We start from the raw sequence: 20,621 nt of genomic DNA on the forward strand, positions 1-20,621 counted from the left end.
GGCACCCTCTACGCCAACCGCCCCGCGGTTTCCGGGCCCACCCTCGGGTCCCTGCCCGGCGGCACGGCCGCCAACACGGCCTACGACATCCCCCTGGACACCAGCCTGATGACCGGCTGGACCGGGTCCCGGACCCTGGCCCTGACCGGAACCGGCACCGACAGCTCCTGGTTCTGGTCACGCCAGGCCTCCGCCACGCTGCGCCCCACCCTCACCCTCACCTACACGGACGGAACCCCTTCCGACACCACCGCGCCGGGCGCGCCCGGGGCTCTGGCCGCCACAGCCACCGGAACCGCCGTCGCCCTGTCCTGGACCGCCGCGACCGACAACACCGGCGTCACCGGCTACACCGTCCACCGCTCCACCACGGCAGGCTTCACCCCCGCCACCACCAGCAGAATCGCCGACACCACCGGGCTCAGCTACACCGACACCAACCGCCCCGCCGGAACCTGGTACTACCGCGTCACCGCCACCGACGCCGCCGGCAACACCGGCCCCGGCTCCAACGAAGCCACCGCCACCACCCAACCCGGTGCCGGCGGGACTGCGACCGTGCTGGCTGTCGGCGACATCGCCTGTGCCCCCGGCTCAGTTGTCACCTCGTCGGCGTGCCGCCAGGGCGACGTGGCCGCGGTGGTCGCGGCCCAGTCGCCCGACAGGTTCATCGCCCTTGGGGACCTTCAATACCAGAACGCCACCCTTGCCGAGTTCATGGGGGCCGGCGCCTACAACGACACATTCGGCGCCCTGAAGGCCATCACCTCGCCGGTGCTCGGCAACCATGAATACCTTGACAACACCCGCGGCTATTTCGACTATTTCTATGGCCCCGGCGTCACCACGGGCGACTTCGGGCCCCGTACGGACGGCTACTACTCGACGACGATCGGGGCCTGGACCTTCATCGCCCTGAACAGTGAATGCGGGCCCGGCGGGGTGAGCGGTGGATGCGGTGTCGGCAGCCCGCAATATTTGTGGCTGCAGGACCGTCTCACCAATTCCCCGACGGCGTGCACCCTCGTGGCGGCGCACCATCCACGCTGGTCAACGGGCGTGAACCACGGCTCCTACCCGGAACTGGGACCTATGTGGGACCTCATGGCCGGCCACGGTGTCGACGTCATGATTTCCGGGCACAACCACGTCAGCGAGATCTTCAAACCGATCGGCGCCTCCGGCTCAGGCACGGTGCCGGCGCTCTCCCCGACCGGGATCCGGTCCTTTACCGCGGGCGCCGGCGGGGCGGATCTCCAGGCGTTGTCGGCCAACACCGACCCCCTTCTGACCGCAATGGTGGCCCGTGGCCGAAGCGCCTTCGGGCCGCTCAAATTGACCCTGAACGCGTCGTCCTACTCCTGGCAGTTCCTCCCCCTTCCCGGCATGACGTTTACGAACGTGGGCACCACCGGTTCCTTCTCCGGCAGCGACACTTGTCACTGACACCCGCCTTCTCCCGCCGCCGCCACGCCCGGAATCCGGTCGATTTGGAATAGATTTCTACGCGGTGTAGAAATGAGGCATAGATATTTGTATTTGAAATGCAAGTATCGCCGCGGACCCGGCTGAAGACGCCGGGCCACTATCTCAGGAGTCAGCATGCTCTCGGACAAGTCCTTCCCCGTCATCGAGGCCACCCTGCCGCTGGTCGGTTCCCGGATCGGGGAGATCACCCCCAAGTTCTACGCCCGCCTCTTCGCCGCCCACCCCGAACTGCTGGACGGCCTGTTCAGCCGCTCCAACCAGCGCTCGGGCAATCAGCAGCAGGCCCTGGCCGGAAGCATCGCCGCCTTCGCCAGCCACCTGGTGAACAACCCGGACACCCTGCCGGAGACCGTGCTGTCCCGGATCGCGCACCGCCACGCTTCCCTCGGCATCACCGAACCGCAGTACCAGGTGGTCTACGAGCACCTCTTCGCCGCCATCGCCGATGACCTGGCCGAGGTCATCACCCCGGAAATCGCCGAAGCCTGGACCGAGGTCTACTGGCTCATGGCGGACGCCCTCATCAAGCTCGAGAAGGGCCTCTACGCCGCACAGGCCAACGCCAAGATGTGGACCCCCTGGAAGGTTGCCGCCAAGACTCCGGCCGGCACCGGCTCCATGACCTTCACGCTGGAACCGGCAGACGACACCCCCATCACCGCGGCGCTGCCGGGCCAGTACGTCAGCGTCAAGGTCACGCTTCCGGACGGGCTCCGCCAGGTCCGCCAGTACTCCCTCTCCGGCGACGCCGGCACCAGCCGCAGCTTCACCACCAAGCTCGACGACGGCGGCGAGGTCTCCCCCGTGCTGCACAACAATGTGGCCGTGGGCGACGTCATCGAAATCTCCAACCCCTACGGCGAAATCACGCTCAAGGAAGGCGACGGCCCCGTGGTCCTGGCCTCGGCCGGCATCGGCTGCACGCCCACGGCGTCCATCCTGCGCTCCCTGGCCGAGTCCGGCTCGGACCGCCAGGTCCTGGTGCTGCACGCCGAAAGCAACCTGGACAGCTGGGCGCTGCGCTCCCAGATGACAGACGACGTCGAACGCCTGGACGGCGCCGACCTGCAGCTCTGGCTCGAGCAGCCCGAAGCCGGTTCCAACGCGGGCTTCATGTCCCTGCGCGAGGTGGACCTCCCGGCCAACGCCTCGCTCTACCTGTGTGGCCCGCTGCCGTTCATGAAGAACATCCGCAACGAGGCCATCAACGCCGGCATCCCGGCCACGAAGATCCACTACGAGGTCTTCGGCCCGGATATCTGGCTCGCCAGCTAAAACACTCACCGACGGCGGCCCCGCACCTCTTCGTGAAGGTGGGGGCCGCCGTCGTGAAGCGGTGCAACGGAGCCCGCGCAGAGCGTCAACCCGCCGACGGCACCCCGGTGATCGCGTGGCCGAAGCGCAGGAGGTTGCCGGGGTCGTACGTGGACTTCGCGGACCGCATCCGCTCGTAGACCGCGGGAGTCCAGGCCCGGGCCCGGTCCTCCTCGTCGCCCGGTGCGCCATGGAAATTGACCAGCGTGTACCCGGTGGAGTGGGGAGCCATCGCGGCCAGGATCCCGCTGATGTAGGCCGATACGGCCTCGGCAAGGGGCGGTATGTTGAACCCGACGAGGAACAGCAGGAAGGCCGCGTCCCGCCCCGACACGGCGTCCGGCACCGCATCCGGCATAGCCCCCGGCCGGGACAGTGCAGTCCGGGCCAGCGCGCCGCCGAGCGGCCGGACCTCCACGAGCAGCAGCGGGCAGTCCGAACCGTCCCCGGTGAGCTCGAGCAGGTCAGCCACCGCCTCTTCGCCGAAATCCTTCAGGAGCGCGCCGCCGTCCATGAAGGGCAGCGGGTCCGCCGGGTCCATGTGGATCTGGTCAACGTCGAGGTAACTCATGGGCCCGGCCGTGTCCATCAATGGGGTCGAGACCGCCCGCATCGGGGCAAGCAGCGCGTCGCCGGCCTCGCGCTTGCCCAGGAAGGCAAAGCGCAGGTGCACGACGAACTGGTTCCGCAGCGGCTCAGGAACGAAGTCCATGTCCGGAAGCCGCAGCAGCGAGATCGAGGGTGAGGCATCTTCAGGCAGCGTGGGCAGCCAGTGACGGAAAGCAGCCAGGACGGTGGCCGCATCCGCCCCGGGATAGATGATGCCGCCGCCGTAGAAATCACTGAACGGAAAGAGACTGAACTCGAGGGCGGTCACGATCCCGAGGTTGCCCTTACCGCCGCGCATCAGTGCAAACAGCTCGGCCTCGGCGTCGGCGTCGATCCGCCGCAGCTCGCCGTCGGCCGTGACAATCTCCATGCTGCGGACATGGTCCGCCGCGAAGCCGTGGGCGCGGCCGAGCACGGGCAGCCCGCCGCCGAGCGTGTAGCCGACGACTCCGACGTCGGTGCTGGAGCCGTGCAGTCCGAGGAGCCCGTGCGGCACGCTGGCCTCCAGGAGGGTGCGCCACTTCACCCCGGCGCCGACTCGTGCGGTGCGTTCATCCGGATCGATCTGCAGGTCCTGCAGCCGGCGCGTGTTGATGAGCAGGCCGCCATCGATCGCAGATTCGGCGCCGTGCCCGGTGGACTGGACGGACACGGGAAGCCTGCGCTCGGCCGCCCACTTAACCGCGGCCACGACGTCCCGGGCATCTGCGGCCCCCAGAACGACCTCGGGCCGGTGCACTGTTGCGACGTTGAAGGCGAACGTCTCCGCCGCGAATTCGGGGCTGTCCGGCAACGCGACCGGGCCGCTGACAGCGCTGGACAAAGCATCGATGTCGTCGTTGACAAGCATGAGGAACTCCTGAGTCTCGCTTACCGCGAGCAGGTCGGGGGCACGGCCGCCCCCGCCCGGAATGCCCCCAGCGCACGCTCCAATCGTCGGCCGGCCCGGCTGATGGAATGCGGACAAGCCTAGGGATCCGGCCGGACGCGGCCTAGGGACCTAAGTCCCGGCGTCACGCACCCAACGAAAACGGCGTCCCCGCATCTTGCGAGAGGTCCTGGGTTCTAACGGTCGCTGGTTAAACCGCAACGCGGGGTCACTTACGGTCCATCCACAGTGGTGGGATGGGCCGTAAGTGACCCCGCGTTGCTTTGTGTTGTGCGGGCTGCTACTGCTCGGCAGCCATGCGCTCCTTCAGACCTGCGAGTTCGGCGCGCAGCGCCTCGGGCAGCGAGCTGCCGAAGTTGGCGAACCACTCCTCGATCGAGGCCAGCTCGGTGGTCCACTCTGCGGGGTCGACACGGACGGCCTCTTCAACCTGGGCCGGGGTCATGTCCAGGCCCTTGAGGTCGATCGCGTCAGCGGTGGGGACGAACCCGATGGGGGTCTCCACGGCGTCGGCCTTGCCCTCGAGGCGTTCGATGGCCCATTTCAGGACCCGGGCGTTGTCACCGAATCCGGGCCAGGCGAATCCGCCCTCGGAATTGCGGCGGAACCAGTTGACCAGGAAGATCTTGGGCAGCCGCTCCGGGTTGGCCTTCGCGGACAGGTTGACCCAGTGGTTCAGGTAATCGCCTGCGTCGTAGCCGATGAAGGGCAGCATGGCCATCGGATCCCGGCGGACAACGCCGACGGCACCGGCTGCCGCGGCGGTGGTCTCCGAGGACAGGGTGGAGCCCATGAAGATGCCGTTGGACCAGCTGCGCGCCTCGGTGACCAGCGGGATGGTGGTCTTGCGGCGGCCGCCGAACAGGATCGCGGAAAGCTCCACGCCGTCCGGGTTGTAGTACTCCTCGGCCAGCATGTCGATCTGGTCGATCGGCGTGCAGAAGCGGGAGTTCGGGTGGGCGGCGGGCTTGTCCGAATCCGGGGTCCAGGAGTTGCCCTGCCAGTCGGTCAGGTGCGCGGGCACCTCGTCGGTCATGCCCTCCCACCACACACCGCCGTCGTCCGTCAGGGCGACGTTGGTGAAGATGCTGTGGCCCTTGGCGATGGCGCGCATCGCGTTGGGGTTGGTGCCCCAGCCGGTGCCCGGAGCCACGCCGAACAGGCCGGCCTCGGGGTTGACGGCGCGGAGCTCGCCTTCCTTGCCGAACCGCATCCAGGTGATGTCGTCACCGAGGGTTTCGACTTTCCAGCCCTCGATGGTCGGATCCAGCAGGGCGAGGTTGGTCTTGCCGCAGGCCGACGGGAAGGCGGCGGAGATGTAGTAGTTCTTCTGCTCCGGCGAGGTCAGCTTGAGGATGAGCATGTGCTCGGCCAGCCAGCCTTCATCGCGTGCCATCACCGAGGCGATGCGCAGGGCGTAGCACTTCTTGCCGAGCAGGGCGTTGCCGCCGTAGCCGGAGCCGAAGGACCAGATGGAGCGCTCCTCCGGGAAGTGGACAATCCACTTGTCCGGGTTGCAGGGCCACGGGACATCGGCCTGGCCGGGGGCCAGCGGGGCGCCCAGGGAGTGCAGGGCGGGGACAAAGAACGCGTTGGTCGCGGTGATCTTGTCCAGGACCTCGGTGCCGATGGTGGCCATGATCCGCATGGAGGCGACAACGTAGGCGCTGTCGGTGATCTCGACGCCGAACTTGGGGTCCTCGGCGTCGAGGTGGCCCATCACGAAGGGGATCACGTACATGGTGCGGCCGCGCATGGAGCCGGCGAACAGGCCGTGCAGCTTTTCCTTCATCTGCGCCGGGGCCATCCAGTTATTGGTGAAGCCTGCGTCGTGCTCGTTCTCGGAGCAGATGAAGGTCTGCTCTTCGACGCGGGCCACGTCGGCGGGGTCGGAGAAGGCCGCGAACGACTTGGGGAAGAGGTCCTCGTTGAGGCGGGTCAGGGTGCCGGCGGCAACGAGCTCGTCCGTCAGCCGGGTGTTTTCCGCTTCGGACCCGTCAACCCAGTAGATCCGGTCCGGCTGGGTCAGTTGAGCTACCTCTTCTACCCATGCCAGTAGACCGGCATGTGTGGTGGGTGCTTTTTCAAGCAACGGCAGTCGCGCCAGATCTCCCATTACGGTTCCCTTCCTCGGGTTCAGTGGTGTGTCCTAAATGCTAGGGCTCGGCAGGGGGCCCATTTCGGGCCCGGACGTGGGATGACCGGGGCGGAGCAAATCAAAAACCGCGGAAATTCAAGGAACTGGCCGGCCATCATCCCCCCATTTTGTGACTAAGGTCACGTAGACCGGTCTAGTCAGCTAGATTACACCCGCTTCGATTTGTAACTGGGCCCGGGCTCGCGTAAAGTAATTCGAGGTTCGGGGAGAGAGAAGTTCTCCAAGAGCCGAGAATGCGCCCATAGCTCAGCTGGATAGAGCGTCTGTCTACGGAACAGAAGGTCAGGGGTTCGAATCCCTTTGGGCGCACAGATGAAGATCCGCCCCGGTTCACCAGGGCGGATCTTTTGCTTTAACCGCCGGATGCCCTAGGCGCCAGGGCGCCGGCCCGGCTGCTTTAGGCGCCAGGCTGGGCGCCGGCCCGGCCGCCTTAGGTGCCGGCGGCAGCTGTTGGGCCGGAGCGGCCCGGCAGCAGGGGTCAGGCCGTGGACCGGACGATGATGTTGCGGATGTCGTCGAAATGCGTGCTGAGCCGCTCGGAGGCGAGTGCCTTGTCCGCCGTTGCGACAGCCTCATAGATCCCCCGGTGCACTGCGGCCGTTGCCTGCAGGTCGACGGCGTACGGTCCGCCGAGTTCGAGGTGGATCCGGCGGTAGACCTTCCAGAAGACGTCCATCAGGCTGATCAGCAGGTCGTTGTTCAGCGGCTCGAAAAGCCTGCGGTGGAACTCCGCGTCGGCCTCGATGAAGGGCTCCCCCGCGTCGGCCAGCGCTTCCATGCGGTTCACGGACTCCTCCACGGCGGCCAGCTGTTCGGCGCTGATCCGGTCCATGGCGGCGCCGACCAGGCCGGATTCGAGTGCCTGCCGGACCTCCACGAGCTGCAGGGCTTCCTCGCCCTGGTGGCGCAGCGACAGCCGGGCGCGGAAGGTGAGCCCGTCGGTCAGGGCCTCGAAATTGCTCGGCGCCACGAACATGCCGAATCCGTGGCGGATCTCGATGACGCCCAGCGCCTGGAGCGCCTTCAAGGACTCCCGCAGGGTGTTGCGGCCGACGCCGAGTGCCGCCGTCAGCTCGTTTTCGGTCGGCAGAGGGTCGCCGGGAACCAGGTCGCGTTCCAGGATCAGCTCCAGGATGTCCGACTGGAGCGCCCGGAGCCGGGCCTGGGCGCTGAACCTTGCCAGCGGTATGGCCGGGCCTGTTGTCATGTTGCGTGCGGCCATGGCCGCCTCCTCCCCCAAGTATGGTCCCAACAGTATCGACCGTCCCCCGTCCTGCAAAGGGTTCGGCCCGGCACATTACGCCGGAAGCCCGCATCTCCGGAGCCCGGAGCTCCCCCGGATCCGTCCGTGGCCCCGGCGTAGGCTGGTGCCATGACGGCACAGATTGAGCGGGAATTCGATGTCATTGTGATCGGCGCCGGAGCCGTGGGCGAGAATGTGGCGGACCGTGTGGTCCGCGGCGGCCTGACAGCAGTGCTCATCGAGGCGGAGCTGGTCGGCGGCGAGTGCTCGTACTGGGCCTGCATGCCTTCGAAGGCGCTCCTGCGGCCGGGCACTGCGCTGCATGGCGCGCAGACGGTCCCCGGCGCCCAGGAAGCGGTCACCCGCACCCTGGATCCGGCAGCCGTGCTGAAGCGCCGGGATTACTTCACCTCGAACTGGCAGGACGACAGCCAGGTCAAGTGGGTGGAGGACACAGGCATCGAACTGATCCGCGGCCACGGCTGGATCACCGCCCCGCGGCACGTCGAGGTGGCCGGGCTGGACGGCAACAGCTACGCACTCACGGCCCGGCACGCCGTGGTGGTCGCCACGGGCTCCGCCCCGAACCAGCCGCCGGTCGAGGGGCTTCACGACGTCGAGTACTGGACCACGAGGGAGGCGACCTCAGCCCGCGCGGTTCCCCCGCGGCTTGCGGTCCTCGGCGGCGGCGTTGCCGGCGTCGAACTCGCCCAGGCCTATGCCCGGCTTGGTTCGTCCGTTACGCTCGTGGCCCGCGGCGGGCTCTTGGGTGTTTTCCCGGAGCAGGCCGCGGACCTGGTCGCTGCCGGCCTGCGCGCCGATGGCGTCGATCTCCGCCTGCACACTGGCACGCGAAGCGTGCATGAGAACGGCGACGGCTCCCTTACTGTCGTGCTCGACGGCGGCCCCACGGGCGGCCCCAAGGACGGCCCCAAGGACGGCCCGGGCGCCGGGACCGCTGACGGCACGGCCCATGCCGCCACGATCACGGCGGACAAGCTGCTCGTCTCCACCGGCCGGCACCCCGCCCTAGAGGGACTCGGCCTGGACAGCGTCGGCCTCCCGGCACCCGAGGGCGGGACCCTGCGGCTCACCACCGATTCCACCGGACTAGTCCACCACGCCACCGAGAACGATGTGTCCGGCAACCCGTGGCTTTACGCGGCCGGCGACGCCGCCGGACGGGCCATGCTGACGCACCAGGGCAAGTACGGTGCGCGGGCCACCGGAGACGCCATTGCCGCCCGGGCCAAGGGCGAACTCACCGGCGAGCCGGCACCGTGGAGCCGCTTTGCCCAGACGGCCAATGAGCACGCGGTGCCGAACGTGGTGTTTACCGATCCGGAACTGGCGAACGTCGGCCGGACCATGGCGCAGGCGGAGAAGGACGGCTTCCGGGCCTCCGCCGTGGAACTCCCCATCCAGGTGGCCGGCTCCTCGCTGCACGCCGAACACTATGAAGGGTGGGCGCAGCTGGTCATCGACGAGGACCGCAAGGTGCTGCTGGGCGCCACGTTCGCCGGCCCGGATGTCGCCGAACTCCTGCACGCAGCCACCATTGCGGTGGTGGGGGAAGTCCCGCTGGACCGGCTGTGGCACGCCGTGCCCTCCTATCCGACCATCAGCGAAGTCTGGCTCCGCCTGCTGGAGGAGTACGGCCTCTGATCCGTTGATCACAAGCAACCAACCCTATTTGAACTGACCAGTCAGTTCGGTTAGCCTTGATGCAGACCAGACCCTGCGAAAGGCTTACATGCTCTCCGTGCAACAGCTCCGTGTGAACGGGCGCCGGAATGACCTGCTCCCACCCACGTCCCTTGAGGTACGTGCCGGGGAGCTGCTCTTGGTTGAAGGCGACGGCCAGGACCAGCGAACAGCCCTCGCCCTCACACTCAGCGGCCGGATGAAGCCCTCCGGGGGAGTGCTCAGCTGGGACGGAAATTTCAAGATTAAGCGCCTCCGGTTGGCCAGTGCACTCGTGGACTCCCCCGGTGTCAACGAGCCCGAACAGCATCTCAGCGTGGGCGACCTCGTCACCGAGGACCTCGCGCTCATCCCCCGGCGCTATCGGGGTGCTCTGCTGAGCAAACCCTGGCTCAAGGTCAACCGCTTCGAGGACATTGCCGGCCTCTGGACCGAACAGATTCCGGCCCGGCGACGCGTCGAACTGCTCACCGCCCTTGCCCTGGCCAACCCCGGAACAGATCTGCTGGTGGTCGATTCTCCGGACAGGCACAGCGCAGATCCCGCGGACTGGCTTCCCAGGCTGGAAGATCTGGCGCACGACGGCGGCCGGCCGCTCGCCGTCGTCGTCACCGTCGCGGCACTGCCGGACGGCTGGACCGGGCCCTCCGCCGCAATCGGGAACGCCGTTGAGGCTGCCGCCGCAACGGTTTCCATCGTTGACGCATCCGCGGACCCCTCCCAGCCTGATGCGGAGAAGACAGAAGGCCAATCCGCGAAACACCGGAACCCTGAACACATCCCGTTCGAAACCGAGGCCCTAAAGTGACTGTTCTGCGGCTGGCCCGCTCCGAGCTCAAGCGCATGACTGGCGGGCTCCTGCCCAAACTGACCATCCTGGCGCTGACCATGGTGCCTTTGTTGTACGGCGCGGTGTATCTCTACGCCAACTGGGATCCGTACGGGAACCTGGACCAGATCGACGCCGCCTTGGTAGTCGAGGACACCGGCGCGTCCGCCAGCAACGGGACCCGGCTCGAGGCGGGGAAAAAGGTCGCCGACAGCCTCGTGGACGGCCACGTCTTCAACTGGCAGAAAGTCACCACCGCCGCGGAAGCGGACCAGGGCGTGAGCAGCGGCAAGTATGCGTTCGCGCTCAAGATTCCCAAGGACTTCTCGGCCAACCTGGTTTCCCCGGGCAGCTTTGACGCCGCGAACCAAGCCATGCTGAATGTCACCACCAACGATGCCAACAACTACGTCCTCAGCAACATCGTGGACAAGCTGACCACCGCCGTGCATTCGACGGTTGCCAAGGAGGTGGGCGAGGAGACTGCGAACCAGCTCCTGACGGGCTTCGGCACAATCCATACTCAAATAGTCCAGGCCGCCGACGGGGCCGGAAAACTCTCCGACGGCATTGCCAGACTCCGGGACGGGGCAGCCAGTTTGCATTCCGGAACGAGCCAGCTGAACGGCGGAGTCGCAGAACTCGCCGCCGGCCAAATGAAGCTACGCGATGGCGCCAACCAGCTCAATTCCGGCGCCGGCCAGCTCAGCGCCGGCCTGACGCAGCTGAAGGACAGGACGGCCACACTCCCTGCCGACTCACAGAAACTCGCGGACGGCGCCGCGCAAGTCGCGGCGGGAAACGCGGCATTGAACACGAAAGTCCAGGACGTCGTCGGGCAACTCAGCGCTGCCGACAAGGGCCTCCGGGACCGTGTGGTGCAATCCAACAGCCGTCTGGTTGCCGCCGGGATCATCACCCCCGACCAGGCCGGCAAAATCCTGGCCGATTTCGATACCGCCGCAGCCTCAAGCCCGGTGGCCGATGCGAAGTCCAGAATCCAAACAGATGCAGCCCAGATCCAGCAGCTTGCCGACGGATCCGCCGCCGTAAGTTCCGGGGCGGCCAAACTTGCGGGAGCGACGCCGGCCCTGACCGATGCCATCTCAAAGGCTTCAGCCGGCGCCAACCAGCTCTCAGCCGGCTCGGCCGCGCTGGCCGCGGGCGAGCAGAGCGCTGTCGACGGCACTGCCAGGCTCGCAGATGGCGCCCGGCAGCTCGACGACGGGGCGGGCCAGCTGGAGGACGGCGCCCGCACGGCCTCGGATGGCGCCGCCACCCTGGCCTCAGAGCTGGACAAGGGTGCCGGGAAGATCCCCAATCCCGATGATGCCCAGAAGAACAGCCTGTCAAAGGTGATCGCGGACCCTGTTGCCGTCAGCGACGTCTCCCAGGCCAAGGCTGCGTCGTACGGTGCCGGCCTGGCGCCATTCTTCCTGACCCTGGCCCTGTGGATCGGCGTATTCATGCTGGTCCAGGCCATGCGGCCCATCACGCAACGCGCACTGGCGTCCAACGCCCCGTCATGGAAGATCGCCGTCGGCGGCTGGCTGCCATTCTTTGCCGTTTCAGTCATCCAGGCCACGCTGCTCACCCTCGTGGTGGACCTGGGCCTGGGCCTCAAGCCCGCCCACCCGGTGCTGATGTGGTTGTTCATGTTGGCGGCCGCCATGGCCTTCAGTGCCATCATCCAGGGCGTCGTGGCCCTGCTGGGAACTCCCGGAAAATTCGTGGTGCTTATCCTGCTGGTCCTGCAGCTGGTTTCCTCCGGCGGAACCTTCCCGTGGCAAACCACCCCGCAGCCGCTGCACTTTGTCCACGAGGCGCTGCCTATGGGTTATGTGGTGGCCGGCATGCGGCACCTGATCTACGGCGCGGACCTTTCCTTGATCGTGCCCACGGTGGTTGGCCTCCTTGGGTACACTGTGCTCGGGGCGGCGCTTTCCACGCTGGCCGTTCACAAGCACAAGTTCTGGACCCTGAAGTCCCTAAAACCGGAGATCGCCGTATGAGCACAGTGGGGGCCGGGGAGAAGAAACTCCGTCCCGCCCGCACGAACGCCACGAAGCAGAAACTGTTCGAGGCGTCCATGGATCTGATCGGGGAGCGCGGCGCGGCGGGCGTGACGGTGGACGAGATCGCCACGGCAGCCGGGGTGTCCAAGGGCACGGTGTATTACAACTTTGGCAGCAAGTCGGACCTGATCGCCCAGCTGCTGCGCCACGGCGTGGACATCCTCCTGGCGCGGCTGCTGAGTGTCCGCGACGGCTCCGCCGACCCCCTCGCCGCCATGGAGGAAATGATCGGCCAGGCCATGGACTTCATGGCCGAGTACCCCTCCTTCGCCCGGCTTTGGGTCAGCGAAAGCTGGCGGACCCCGAGCGAATGGCAGGACACCTTCGCCGAGCTCCGCGGGCGCCTGCTCGCGGTGATCGGCTCTGCCATCGACGGCGTCGCCGCCGTTTATCCCGTGGATTCCGCCGTTTCCCGGGGCAGCCTGGAAACGGCAATCTTTGGGGCCTGCTTCGTGGTGGGACTGGACCGCCAGACGTACAACCCGGAGCGGACCAGGGAGCAGAGTGTGGCCGCAATCATGGCCTCCATGCGCGGCTACGTCGTGAAGCAGCCGCCTGCTCAGGCATGATTATTCACATGCGTCACATGGGTACCAACGGGAAAGTCGCCATCGGAGCGTTTCTCACTGCCCTGGCACTTCTGGTCCTGACCGGAATCACCCTGCAAGAGTGGGTGCTGGTGTGGTTCGTCGGTGCGGCCGCGACGGCCTATGTGGCCTGCGTGGCGGAGGTGGTGGTCCGGCGCCGGCACAAGACTTTGGCCGCGAGCGGGGTAGGCAGCATCCTCTTCATCGCGTTCGGGGTCGCTTTCCTGCGCCAGTGGGGGCTGGCCTTCAACCCCGATCCCGACGCCCTGTCCACGCGCGTCGATTCCGAGCATCCGGATTTGTACTTCTATCTGGCCGCGGCCGCCGGAGCCGTCACCTTACTGTTGCTGTTCGCCGGCACTGTACTGCCCGGCCGGAGCCGCGGCCGGCGTTCCCCGGGCCGTGCTCCGCGACGCCGCCCGGCGCCCGGCGCGCGGGGAGCGGGGGCCGGGTCTGCGAATCCGCGGCCCTCCGCACCGCGGCCGACGCCGAGAGGAACCGCTCCGCGCCAGGCGGCTCCGCGTGCGGCTGCTCCGCGGGCCACTGCCCGGCCCGCGGCCAAGTCACCGGCGAAGACACCGGTCAAGCCAGCTGCGAAGACACCGGCCAAGTCGCCTGCCCCCAAATCACCAGCCCGGGCCTCGGCCCGCCGCTGAGTCCCGCGCATCACTTCCCGGCGAAACGTTCAGCACAGGATTTTCCGCCCGGGGCCAGTTCGGGAGTTCAGCTCAGAGGTTTCGAGGCTTGTCTTCGCGTGGGGTGGCATCCGGGCCCGGGGCCGTGTCGGTCCGGGTTACGTCCTCGCGGCTGCGCTGGTCGGCGGACACTTGCTGGCCGGACGCTGGCTCGCCGGAAGACGCTTGCTGGCCGGACGTTTGCTGGCCGGGGACGTGGCTGCCCGTTGTGGTTTCGGCGGCGGCCCTCTCGGCGCGCAAATCCCCGCGGGTCGGCATCTGCCCGCTTTCGCCGCCGCGTTCAGATGTGACTACGTCCGGGTCCACTTCGTCGGCTTTGCGCAGTTGCTCCTGCGCGCCGGAGCGGACGCTTTCGGCTTCTTCCTGGCGCTTGCGGGCTTCCTGCCGCAGCCGCTCGGCCTCGAGGTCGGCCTCCTGCGCGTCGGCCTCGGCACGGGCCGCCTTGGCGTCGCGTTCCCGCGCAGCGAATTCGTCGGCCTTGGCCTGTTCACGCATCTCGGCCGCACGGTTCCGGTCTGCGGCCACCTTGCGTTTGCGGCTGACCATGACCGCCACCGCTACGATCGCGAGCACCACGACGATGCCGACAATAATTCCTATGAGCTGCCCTGAATCCACGTTGATCACCTTTTCTCCGGGTTGCAACAGATGCCCCAAAACCACTGGAAAAAACCACATGACTAAACAGCATCAGTAAACCGCAGATCGGCGCAGGTTGCTATGGATTCCGCAGCCCTCACCGGGCGGACCTGCGGCTATTTGGCGCGGGGGACCTTGAAGTGGGTCAGCTTGGCGTCCTGCCCGTCCAGTTCGGCCCAGGACTTTTCCGTTTCCAGGATGGTCAGCCCGCTGGTCGGATAGCGCGTGGCGGCGTCCATGTAGGCATCGTGGTCGGAGTCGCGCGACGCCAGATGCATCGCAAGGTCCTGCACCCCGGGCATGTGGGAAATCACCATGAGGGTGGTGACGGTGTCAGGGACGTGGTTGATGACGGCCAGCATGCGCAAGGCGGAGGCGGCGTACAGCCCATCCTCGAGCTTGGGCGTCGGCGCCTTGTCTCCGAGGGCGTGGCACACCCACGTGCAGGTCTGGCGGGTCCGCAAAGCGCTGGAGCAGAGGATGAAATCAGGAACCACGCCGTGCTTGAGCAGCCACTTTCCGGCGACTGGGGCGTCCTTGTGGCCGCGTTCTTCGAGCGGCCTTTCGTGGTCGGCAACCCCGCCGGGCCAATCGGACTTGGCGTGCCGCATGATCACCAGCCGTTTGATGTGATGCGCGCTCATGCCCCAATCCTAGTGCGGCGGCTGGCCCACGGGCGCGCATCCCACCAGCGTCCGTTCAGTCTTCAAGGACGAAGGTCACTTCCAGCACGACGTGCCAGGCAACGACGGCGCCGTCGCTGATCTCGACCTTTTGTTCCTTCACCCATGCCCCCGTGACATTGCGAAGGGTCTTATTGGCCCGGTCGACGCCCTCCTTGATGGCGGCATCGAACGAGGTCTTGGAGTTCGCGCTCAGGGTAGTAATCCGTGCAACAGACATGTCTTCCTCCCAATAGTCGGCTCAACGGTCCGAGACTACGCCGGACCCCCGAAAGGCAACAGAGTCCAACCAAAACCACCAGCAGCGGCGGCAAAGGCCCGTCAGCCAGACCGCGCAAAGCCACGTTCCGGGTAGTGAGGGCGCTGTAGCGCAGCGGCACGTCCCGAAAGCGCCGTTGTCGCGTGAGCTCCGCCGTCGGGGTTCCCTGACCGTGGGCCCACGCCGGCGGGGGACCCGGCCTGAGCTTGCGAAGGCTGGGAGCCGGTGGGGACGTGCGAGGTTAGGGGGACGGCGGGAAGGGGCGAGCGCAGGCGCCGAGGGATCGTGCCGCGAAAGCGAAAGCGCCCGCTCCCCATGCAGGGGACGGGCGCTTTGCGTGGGCTAGAAGCTAGATCGAGTATTCCGGAGCGGCCCAGACAACCACTTCGGGGTGCTCGTAGAACCGGTAGCCCTGGCCGCGCACGGTGCGCACGGTGTTGGCGAGGCGGCCCAGCTTGGAACGCAGGCGGCGGATGTGGACGTCGATGGTCCGCTCATTCGGGACCTCTTCGGCGTTCCGCCACAGGCCTTCGAGGAGCTCGTCGCGGCCCACGGTGCGGGTGCCGTTCTCCACGAGGTAGTTCAGGAGCTCGAATTCCTTGAACGTGAGATTCAGGGATTCGCCGTCGAGGTGCACCTCACGGCGGGCGAGGTCGATCAGCACCCCGGACGGCCGCGGATCCTGCGGCTGCTGCAGGCGGGCGGTCTCGGTGCGCTGGCGGGCCCCCGCGGTGGGATCACCGAAGGTCGAGCGGACGACGTCGAGGGCGGAACCCGGGGCACTGGCCGGCGCGACGGCGACGGCGGCATAGCTTTCGGCACCGGCCACGAGCGACTGTGCGTAGGCCCGGATTTCCTGGGCAAGCTTGGCGATGGATGTGCCGGCTGCAGCCGCGGTTTCCTCGTCGATGCCCATGTACAGCACGAAACCGCGGGCGACGTTGTCGCTGGGGGCCGGACGGACCGGGCTGCCGGCACCCGGGGCGATCACCGGGGTGGGCGCCGTGGCGGGGGSGGGGGGGACGGCACGGAGCTGGCCGTAGGAGTCAGGGTTGTAGCCCTGCGCTGCATATCCGGGGGCGGGGAAGCTGCCCGTGGATCCGGCGGGGGCGAACGCGGAGCGCCCGCCAAAGCCCTGACGGATCCCTGAGGCCTGCCCGGCCTTGCTGGCGTTACGGACGGAGATGTGGACGTATCCGGATGCAACTGACATGGAATGCTTACCTCAATGTGAATGGCCGTCATCGCGGCTCGAATGCTTCTTTCCCCGCAATGAAATTGGGGAGGGGCGCCCGACTCTGGGCTGGGGGGCGAATACCTGGAAACCTTTAGGGGTGTAAAAGTTAGGCGTGCATTCGACAACAGCGCATCTCGGTACCAGCGGGTGTGCTGATCCAGGAAGCTGCGGCTGCAGGTGCTGTTGAGTTCTTGTTCACAATTGAAGTGTGCAACGTAACAATGTAAACGTGCAAGTAACAATGGACCCCAGGTTCCACATAGTGAGACAGATCGAGGATTTGTAGCGCAAGTCACAATTCTGCAGCGGCAATAAAATAACAAGTGTTTTACTGACCGGAAGGTCAGCAAGTGCGTTTTCTCGAATATTATTCGGTCAACGCGGACGACATCAGGCAAATCATTCACAGCACGGCGAGTTGGGCCAAACCGCGCCTGCCCACCGCCGCCTGCGAGGCGGTCCACGGAGTGGGCAGCCGGCATCGCCGCCGGCCAGGCACGGCGGCGATGCCTGCCAGGCACGGTGGCGATGCCGGCTGCGGCGGTTCAGTTCGACTGGCCGGTGGTCGTCGCCGCGACCACCATGACGGAGGCCGCCGTGTAGCCGGAGCCGTCCTTCGCCGCCACGATCCGCACCGTCCCGCCCGCCACGATGTCCGCGAGGCTCAGCTGCGTGCCCGCGCCGCCGGCCTGCTGGCGCCGCTGTTGCAGATTACTCACCACGACGTCGCTGCCCAGCGCATAGCTGCGCGTGAAACCGTCGCTGCTCTTGACGGTCACGGAGGACGAGCTGACCTCGCTCACTGTGCCCAGCTGCTCGGCCATCGTGGTGTACGCGCTTCCTTGCAGCACCACGTATTCGGCGTGCACTGCCGCGGTAAGCCCGCTGCCCATCCCACCGGCAGCGAAGTCGCCGGGACCGCCCTGCCCCGGCATGCCGCCGCCCGCGAAACCACCTTGCGCGGAACCGTCTTGCGCTGAACCGGGCGCGCCCGGGGCGAAACCCTGGCCGCCGGGTCCGCCGGCGCCCGCCCCGCCGGCCGCACCGGTGGCTGCCGTTGCGCTTGAGGTGAGGGCATAGACGCCCGCCCCGGCGCCGGCGGCCAGGACTGCGGCGGCCCCGGCGACGGCGAGCCCTCGCGTGAGGGTCCAGGGCTTTGCCGCCGAGGCCGTCTTGGCGGAAGTTCCCGGCGCGCCCCAGCCTGTGGCTGCGGCGGGCACAGGTTCCTGCCGGGGCATGCCCCAGGCAGGTTCCGAGGCCGGAACCGTCCAAACCGGCGGCGCGCCCCAGCCGCCGGCAGCGCCTGCTTCCGGCCGCCCGCCGTCAGCGTGTCCGGTTTGGACTGTTCCGGCGTCGGTGTGTCCGGCGTCAGCGTGCCCGCCGCCGTCGTGTCCGCCGCCGTCGTGTCCGCCGTCGGAGTGTCCGGCGTCGGTGGGTCCGGCGCCGTACTTCCAGGCAGTACGGGGTGTGGTTACCGGCGCGGGCGCCGCTGGCGCGCCGGTGGTGGGCGTGGGGGCGGGTACGGGGGCTGGCTCGGGGGCTGGCTCGGGGGCTGGTCCGGAACCGGCTCCGGGATGCTGACCGCTCATGGTATTTCTCCTTTAGGGTGCGGATCGGTGTTCACCCCAGAGTGGTGAGCGATCCTGTGCCTGGGCTGTGCGGGCCGACAGCCCGGCCCGTGACGTTGGCGCCGGACGGTAAAGGGGTTTGAACGTGGCCGGTGCGGCCCGTACGGTCCCGCAACGGCATCCAGCTCGCTAGGCTGGGATTCACAGGTGCCGCACAGGGTCCCCAAAGCCCCGCCTAACCGGCAGATCGGAGAGTTGTCCCCATGGCCACTTCGCACTCCATGACCAACAACCTTCCCCAGCTCACGCATCCGGACGGCTCCCCCATCCGCGCCCTCGTGGTGGATGACGAGCCCAGCCTCTCCGAGCTCATGAGCATGGGGCTGCGGATGGCCGGCTGGTCCGTGGCCGTGGCCGAGGACGGGCCCGGAGCCGTCCGGCTAGCCAAGGAGTTCCGCCCCGACGTGCTGGTGCTGGACGTGATGTTGCCCGGGTTCGACGGCGTCGAACTGCTGAACAGGATCCGCGCGTTCGCGCCGGAGGTGCCGGCGCTGTTCCTCACCGCCAAGGATGCCGTCCAGGACCGCATCACCGGACTGGCGGCCGGCGGCGATGACTATGTCACCAAGCCGTTCAGCATGGAAGAGGTGCTGCTGCGCCTGCACCGGCTGGTCCAGCGCTCCGGAGTGGCCGCCATGGACACCGCCGAACTCGTGGTGGGAGACCTCGTGCTCAACGTCGACACCCGCGAAGTCACCCGGGCCGGTGAGGAAATGCACCTGACCGCCACGCAGTTCGAGCTGCTGCGCTACCTCATGGAAAACCCGAAACGGGTCATCAGCAAGGCCCAGATCCTGGACCGTGTCTGGGACTACGATTTCGGCGGCCAGGCGAACATCGTGGAACTGTACATTTCCTACCTCCGCAAGAAGGTCGACGCCAACCACGCTCCGATGATCCACACGGTGCGCGGAGCCGGGTACGTCCTGAAACCGGCGGACTGATCCGTGCCCTCACTTTCCGGCATGACCCGCGTCCCCGGACGCGACTGGCGCAACCCGTCGACGTGGCATTTGCGCACCCGGCTGGTCTTGGTCGCCATGGCGCTGCTCGTGGCCATCTGCGGCGCTGTGGGCTTGTTCAGCTACGCCTCCATGGACCTCTTCCTCACCCGGCAGCTCGACACCCAGCTGGACCAGGCCTCCCACCGTTCGAGCGAGTTCGGCCGGCCCTCCTCGGACGATTCGGGCAGGCGCCCCGACCCCCTCGAAGCCCGGGGACAGGGCGTCGGGACGCTTAACGCACGGATAGTGGACGGCGAAGTCAGCAGGGCCGGGTTCCTGGCCGGGGACGGCGCGGTCAAGAGCCTCTCCCCCGCCGACAACAAGGTTCTCCTGGCCCTCACCCCGAGCGGCGTGTCCGTGGACCGCAGCCTTTCGGCCGGCGCCTACCGGCTCACGGCGGCGCGAACACCGTACGGCGACGTGATTGTGACCGGACTCCCGCTGGCAGAAAAACAAAGCACCCTGGCCTCCCTGGTCTGGACCATGGTGGTGGTGTCCGCAGGCGGGCTCGTGCTGATCGGGCTCGCCGGCACGGCCCTGATCCGGCGGACCATGAAGCCGCTGGAACAGCTCTCCGAGGTTGCCACCAAGGTCTCCCGTCTCCCGCTGGACGCCGGCGAGGTGGCGCTCGGGGTCCGCGTCCCGACGTCGGCGGCCCATCCCGGAACGGAAGTGGGCAGCGTGGGCTACGCGCTGAACAAGATGCTGGACAACGTCTCCAACGCTCTCGAGGCGCGGCAGGAGAGCGAGATGAAGGTCCGGCAGTTCGTCGCCGACGCCTCGCACGAACTCCGCACCCCGCTGACGGCCATTCGCGGCTACACGGAGCTGATGCGGATGACCGAGCATTTCACCCCCGACGGCGAGAGGTCCCTCGCCCGTGTGCAAAGCCAGTCCGAGCGGATGACCACGCTCGTGGAGGACCTGCTGCTGCTGGCGCGCCTGGACGAGGGACAGCCGCTCAAAATCTCCGACGTCGACCTCACCCAGCTGGCCATCGAGACGGTCAGCGATGAGAAAGTCATGGCCCCGGACCGCATCTGGCAGCTGGAACTTCCGGACGAGCCCGTGGTGGTGCGCGGTGATGCGACCCAGCTTCACCAGGTCCTCGCCAACCTGCTGTCCAATGCGCGCAAGCACACGGAACCCGGGACCAAGGTGGTCACGGGCGTTATGCGCTCGGCTGACGGCAGTGCCGTGGTCACCGTGACAGACAATGGCAGCGGCATCGCCCCGGAATTTATCGGCCGGGTCTTCGCCCGCTTCACCCGGGCCGACGCCTCGCGCACCAATCCGGCGTCGAACCCCGCAGCTGTCCCCGCCGATTCTGCCGTCGCGACGGCGAGGGTCGGGTCCGGGGCTCCCGCACGCTCGTCCTCCGGCGCCGTTTCCGGCAGCCGCGGAGGTCACGGCACGGCGACCGCCGCGCCGACGTCCGAGGGCACCAGCGGGTTGGGCCTGTCCATTGTCCAGTCGATCGTGGAGGCCCACGGAGGAACAGTCGAGGTCACGTCCCGGCCGGGCCGCACGGAGTTCGCCGTGCGGCTGCCCGCCTCGCCGCCGCCGGCGTAACCGGAACG

17 protein-coding genes and 1 tRNA gene are annotated in these 20,621 nt (G+C 67.6%); 10 read left to right on the top strand and 8 right to left on the bottom strand.

Going from position 1 to position 20,621, the window contains the following annotated elements; translation table 11 throughout:
• Positions 1-1,446: metallophosphoesterase family protein (locus AC1DGD_RS18290; protein WP_476857754.1), on the top strand; the 1,446-nt coding region annotated here is incomplete at its 5' end.
• Between the two features lie 156 nt (positions 1,447-1,602).
• The gene (locus AC1DGD_RS18295; RefSeq protein ID WP_476857755.1) at positions 1,603-2,763 is read left to right on the top strand and encodes a globin domain-containing protein; all 1,161 of its coding nucleotides are present in this window, start codon (positions 1,603-1,605) and stop codon (positions 2,761-2,763) included.
• 85 nt (positions 2,764-2,848) lie between these two features.
• On the opposite strand, the gene AC1DGD_RS18300 is transcribed toward AC1DGD_RS18295, so the two are convergent.
• Together AC1DGD_RS18300 and AC1DGD_RS18305 are read right to left on the bottom strand one after the other, a co-directional pair.
• A complete protein-coding gene (locus tag AC1DGD_RS18300) occupies positions 2,849-4,261 on the bottom strand; it encodes an FAD-binding oxidoreductase (RefSeq protein ID WP_476857756.1) in 1,413 nt (470 codons plus the stop codon).
• A 319-nt stretch (positions 4,262-4,580) separates the two neighbouring features.
• Complete coding sequence (locus tag AC1DGD_RS18305) at positions 4,581-6,416, bottom strand: phosphoenolpyruvate carboxykinase (GTP) (RefSeq protein WP_223914403.1); 1,836 nt, start codon at positions 6,414-6,416, stop codon at positions 4,581-4,583.
• A gap of 277 nt (positions 6,417-6,693) precedes the next feature.
• Here AC1DGD_RS18305 and AC1DGD_RS18310 point away from each other — a divergent pair.
• A tRNA-Arg gene (locus AC1DGD_RS18310) sits at positions 6,694-6,767 on the top strand.
• A gap of 169 nt (positions 6,768-6,936) precedes the next feature.
• On the opposite strand, the gene AC1DGD_RS18315 is transcribed toward AC1DGD_RS18310, so the two are convergent.
• On the bottom strand, positions 6,937-7,665 hold the full coding sequence (locus AC1DGD_RS18315) for a FadR/GntR family transcriptional regulator (RefSeq protein WP_476850662.1): 729 nt from the start codon (positions 7,663-7,665) through the stop codon (positions 6,937-6,939).
• A 165-nt stretch (positions 7,666-7,830) separates the two neighbouring features.
• On the opposite strand from AC1DGD_RS18315, the gene AC1DGD_RS18320 reads away from it, so the two are divergent.
• The 5 genes from AC1DGD_RS18320 (at position 7,831) to AC1DGD_RS18340 (ending at position 13,552) form a co-directional block, all read left to right on the top strand.
• Complete coding sequence (locus tag AC1DGD_RS18320; RefSeq protein WP_476857757.1) at positions 7,831-9,366, top strand: dihydrolipoyl dehydrogenase family protein; 1,536 nt, start codon at positions 7,831-7,833, stop codon at positions 9,364-9,366.
• Between the two features lie 88 nt (positions 9,367-9,454).
• On the top strand, positions 9,455-10,213 hold the full coding sequence (locus AC1DGD_RS18325) for an ABC transporter ATP-binding protein (protein WP_476857758.1): 759 nt from the start codon (positions 9,455-9,457) through the stop codon (positions 10,211-10,213).
• Positions 10,210-12,246: a YhgE/Pip family protein gene (locus AC1DGD_RS18330; RefSeq protein WP_476857759.1), complete on the top strand. Its 2,037-nt coding sequence runs from the start codon at positions 10,210-10,212 to the stop codon at positions 12,244-12,246. Before AC1DGD_RS18325 ends, AC1DGD_RS18330 begins: the two co-directional genes overlap by 4 nt.
• Positions 12,243-12,878: a TetR/AcrR family transcriptional regulator gene (locus AC1DGD_RS18335; RefSeq protein WP_230008014.1), complete on the top strand. Its 636-nt coding sequence runs from the start codon at positions 12,243-12,245 to the stop codon at positions 12,876-12,878. The genes AC1DGD_RS18330 and AC1DGD_RS18335 overlap by 4 nt, the downstream gene beginning before the upstream one ends.
• 8 nt (positions 12,879-12,886) lie before the next feature.
• A complete protein-coding gene (locus tag AC1DGD_RS18340) occupies positions 12,887-13,552 on the top strand; it encodes a hypothetical protein (protein WP_476857760.1) in 666 nt (221 codons plus the stop codon).
• A gap of 72 nt (positions 13,553-13,624) precedes the next feature.
• On the opposite strand, the gene AC1DGD_RS18345 is transcribed toward AC1DGD_RS18340, so the two are convergent.
• The 5 genes from AC1DGD_RS18345 to AC1DGD_RS18365 all read right to left on the bottom strand — a co-directional run bounded on the left by AC1DGD_RS18345 (position 13,625) and on the right by AC1DGD_RS18365 (position 17,998).
• Positions 13,625-14,209: a hypothetical protein gene (locus tag AC1DGD_RS18345; RefSeq protein ID WP_476857761.1), complete on the bottom strand. Its 585-nt coding sequence runs from the start codon at positions 14,207-14,209 to the stop codon at positions 13,625-13,627.
• A gap of 137 nt (positions 14,210-14,346) precedes the next feature.
• Positions 14,347-14,874 (bottom strand): SixA phosphatase family protein, encoded by a 528-nt coding sequence (locus AC1DGD_RS18350; protein ID WP_018774262.1) that lies wholly within the window; start codon positions 14,872-14,874, stop codon positions 14,347-14,349.
• 55 nt (positions 14,875-14,929) lie between these two features.
• On the bottom strand, positions 14,930-15,133 hold the full coding sequence (locus AC1DGD_RS18355; RefSeq protein WP_230012628.1) for a dodecin family protein: 204 nt from the start codon (positions 15,131-15,133) through the stop codon (positions 14,930-14,932).
• A gap of 388 nt (positions 15,134-15,521) precedes the next feature.
• Positions 15,522-16,385, bottom strand: a complete 864-nt coding sequence (locus tag AC1DGD_RS18360) for a winged helix-turn-helix domain-containing protein (RefSeq protein WP_476857762.1) — start codon at positions 16,383-16,385, stop codon at positions 15,522-15,524.
• Positions 16,386-16,954: 569 nt separating this feature from the next.
• Complete coding sequence (locus tag AC1DGD_RS18365) at positions 16,955-17,998, bottom strand: hypothetical protein (RefSeq protein ID WP_476857763.1); 1,044 nt, start codon at positions 17,996-17,998, stop codon at positions 16,955-16,957.
• Positions 17,999-18,240: 242 nt separating this feature from the next.
• Here AC1DGD_RS18365 and AC1DGD_RS18370 point away from each other — a divergent pair, with 242 nt between their 5' ends.
• Both AC1DGD_RS18370 and AC1DGD_RS18375 read left to right on the top strand, forming a co-directional pair.
• Complete coding sequence (locus AC1DGD_RS18370; protein WP_079551963.1) at positions 18,241-18,981, top strand: response regulator transcription factor; 741 nt, start codon at positions 18,241-18,243, stop codon at positions 18,979-18,981.
• 21 nt (positions 18,982-19,002) lie between these two features.
• The gene (locus tag AC1DGD_RS18375; protein ID WP_476857764.1) at positions 19,003-20,613 is read left to right on the top strand and encodes a sensor histidine kinase; all 1,611 of its coding nucleotides are present in this window, start codon (positions 19,003-19,005) and stop codon (positions 20,611-20,613) included.
• Positions 20,614-20,621 lie beyond the last annotated feature (8 nt).

It is taken from the genome of Arthrobacter sp. 05T45, assembly GCF_056395875.1.

Excerpts from the sequence above, each read along its gene's own strand:
- AC1DGD_RS18295 (WP_476857755.1), top strand. The coding sequence starts at position 1,603 with ATGCTCTCGGACAAGTCCTTCCCCGTCATCGAGGCCACCCTGCCGCTG.
- AC1DGD_RS18300 (WP_476857756.1), bottom strand. The coding sequence starts at position 4,261 with ATGCTTGTCAACGACGACATCGATGCTTTGTCCAGCGCTGTCAGCGGC.
- AC1DGD_RS18305 (WP_223914403.1), bottom strand. The coding sequence starts at position 6,416 with ATGGGAGATCTGGCGCGACTGCCGTTGCTTGAAAAAGCACCCACCACA.
- AC1DGD_RS18315 (WP_476850662.1), bottom strand. The coding sequence starts at position 7,665 with ATGACAACAGGCCCGGCCATACCGCTGGCAAGGTTCAGCGCCCAGGCC.
- AC1DGD_RS18320 (WP_476857757.1), top strand. The coding sequence starts at position 7,831 with ATGACGGCACAGATTGAGCGGGAATTCGATGTCATTGTGATCGGCGCC.
- AC1DGD_RS18325 (WP_476857758.1), top strand. The coding sequence starts at position 9,455 with ATGCTCTCCGTGCAACAGCTCCGTGTGAACGGGCGCCGGAATGACCTG.
- AC1DGD_RS18335 (WP_230008014.1), top strand. The coding sequence starts at position 12,243 with ATGAGCACAGTGGGGGCCGGGGAGAAGAAACTCCGTCCCGCCCGCACG.
- AC1DGD_RS18340 (WP_476857760.1), top strand. The coding sequence starts at position 12,887 with ATGCGTCACATGGGTACCAACGGGAAAGTCGCCATCGGAGCGTTTCTC.
- AC1DGD_RS18350 (WP_018774262.1), bottom strand. The coding sequence starts at position 14,874 with ATGAGCGCGCATCACATCAAACGGCTGGTGATCATGCGGCACGCCAAG.
- AC1DGD_RS18355 (WP_230012628.1), bottom strand. The coding sequence starts at position 15,133 with ATGTCTGTTGCACGGATTACTACCCTGAGCGCGAACTCCAAGACCTCG.
- AC1DGD_RS18365 (WP_476857763.1), bottom strand. The coding sequence starts at position 17,998 with ATGAGCGGTCAGCATCCCGGAGCCGGTTCCGGACCAGCCCCCGAGCCA.
- AC1DGD_RS18370 (WP_079551963.1), top strand. The coding sequence starts at position 18,241 with ATGGCCACTTCGCACTCCATGACCAACAACCTTCCCCAGCTCACGCAT.
- AC1DGD_RS18375 (WP_476857764.1), top strand. The coding sequence starts at position 19,003 with ATGACCCGCGTCCCCGGACGCGACTGGCGCAACCCGTCGACGTGGCAT.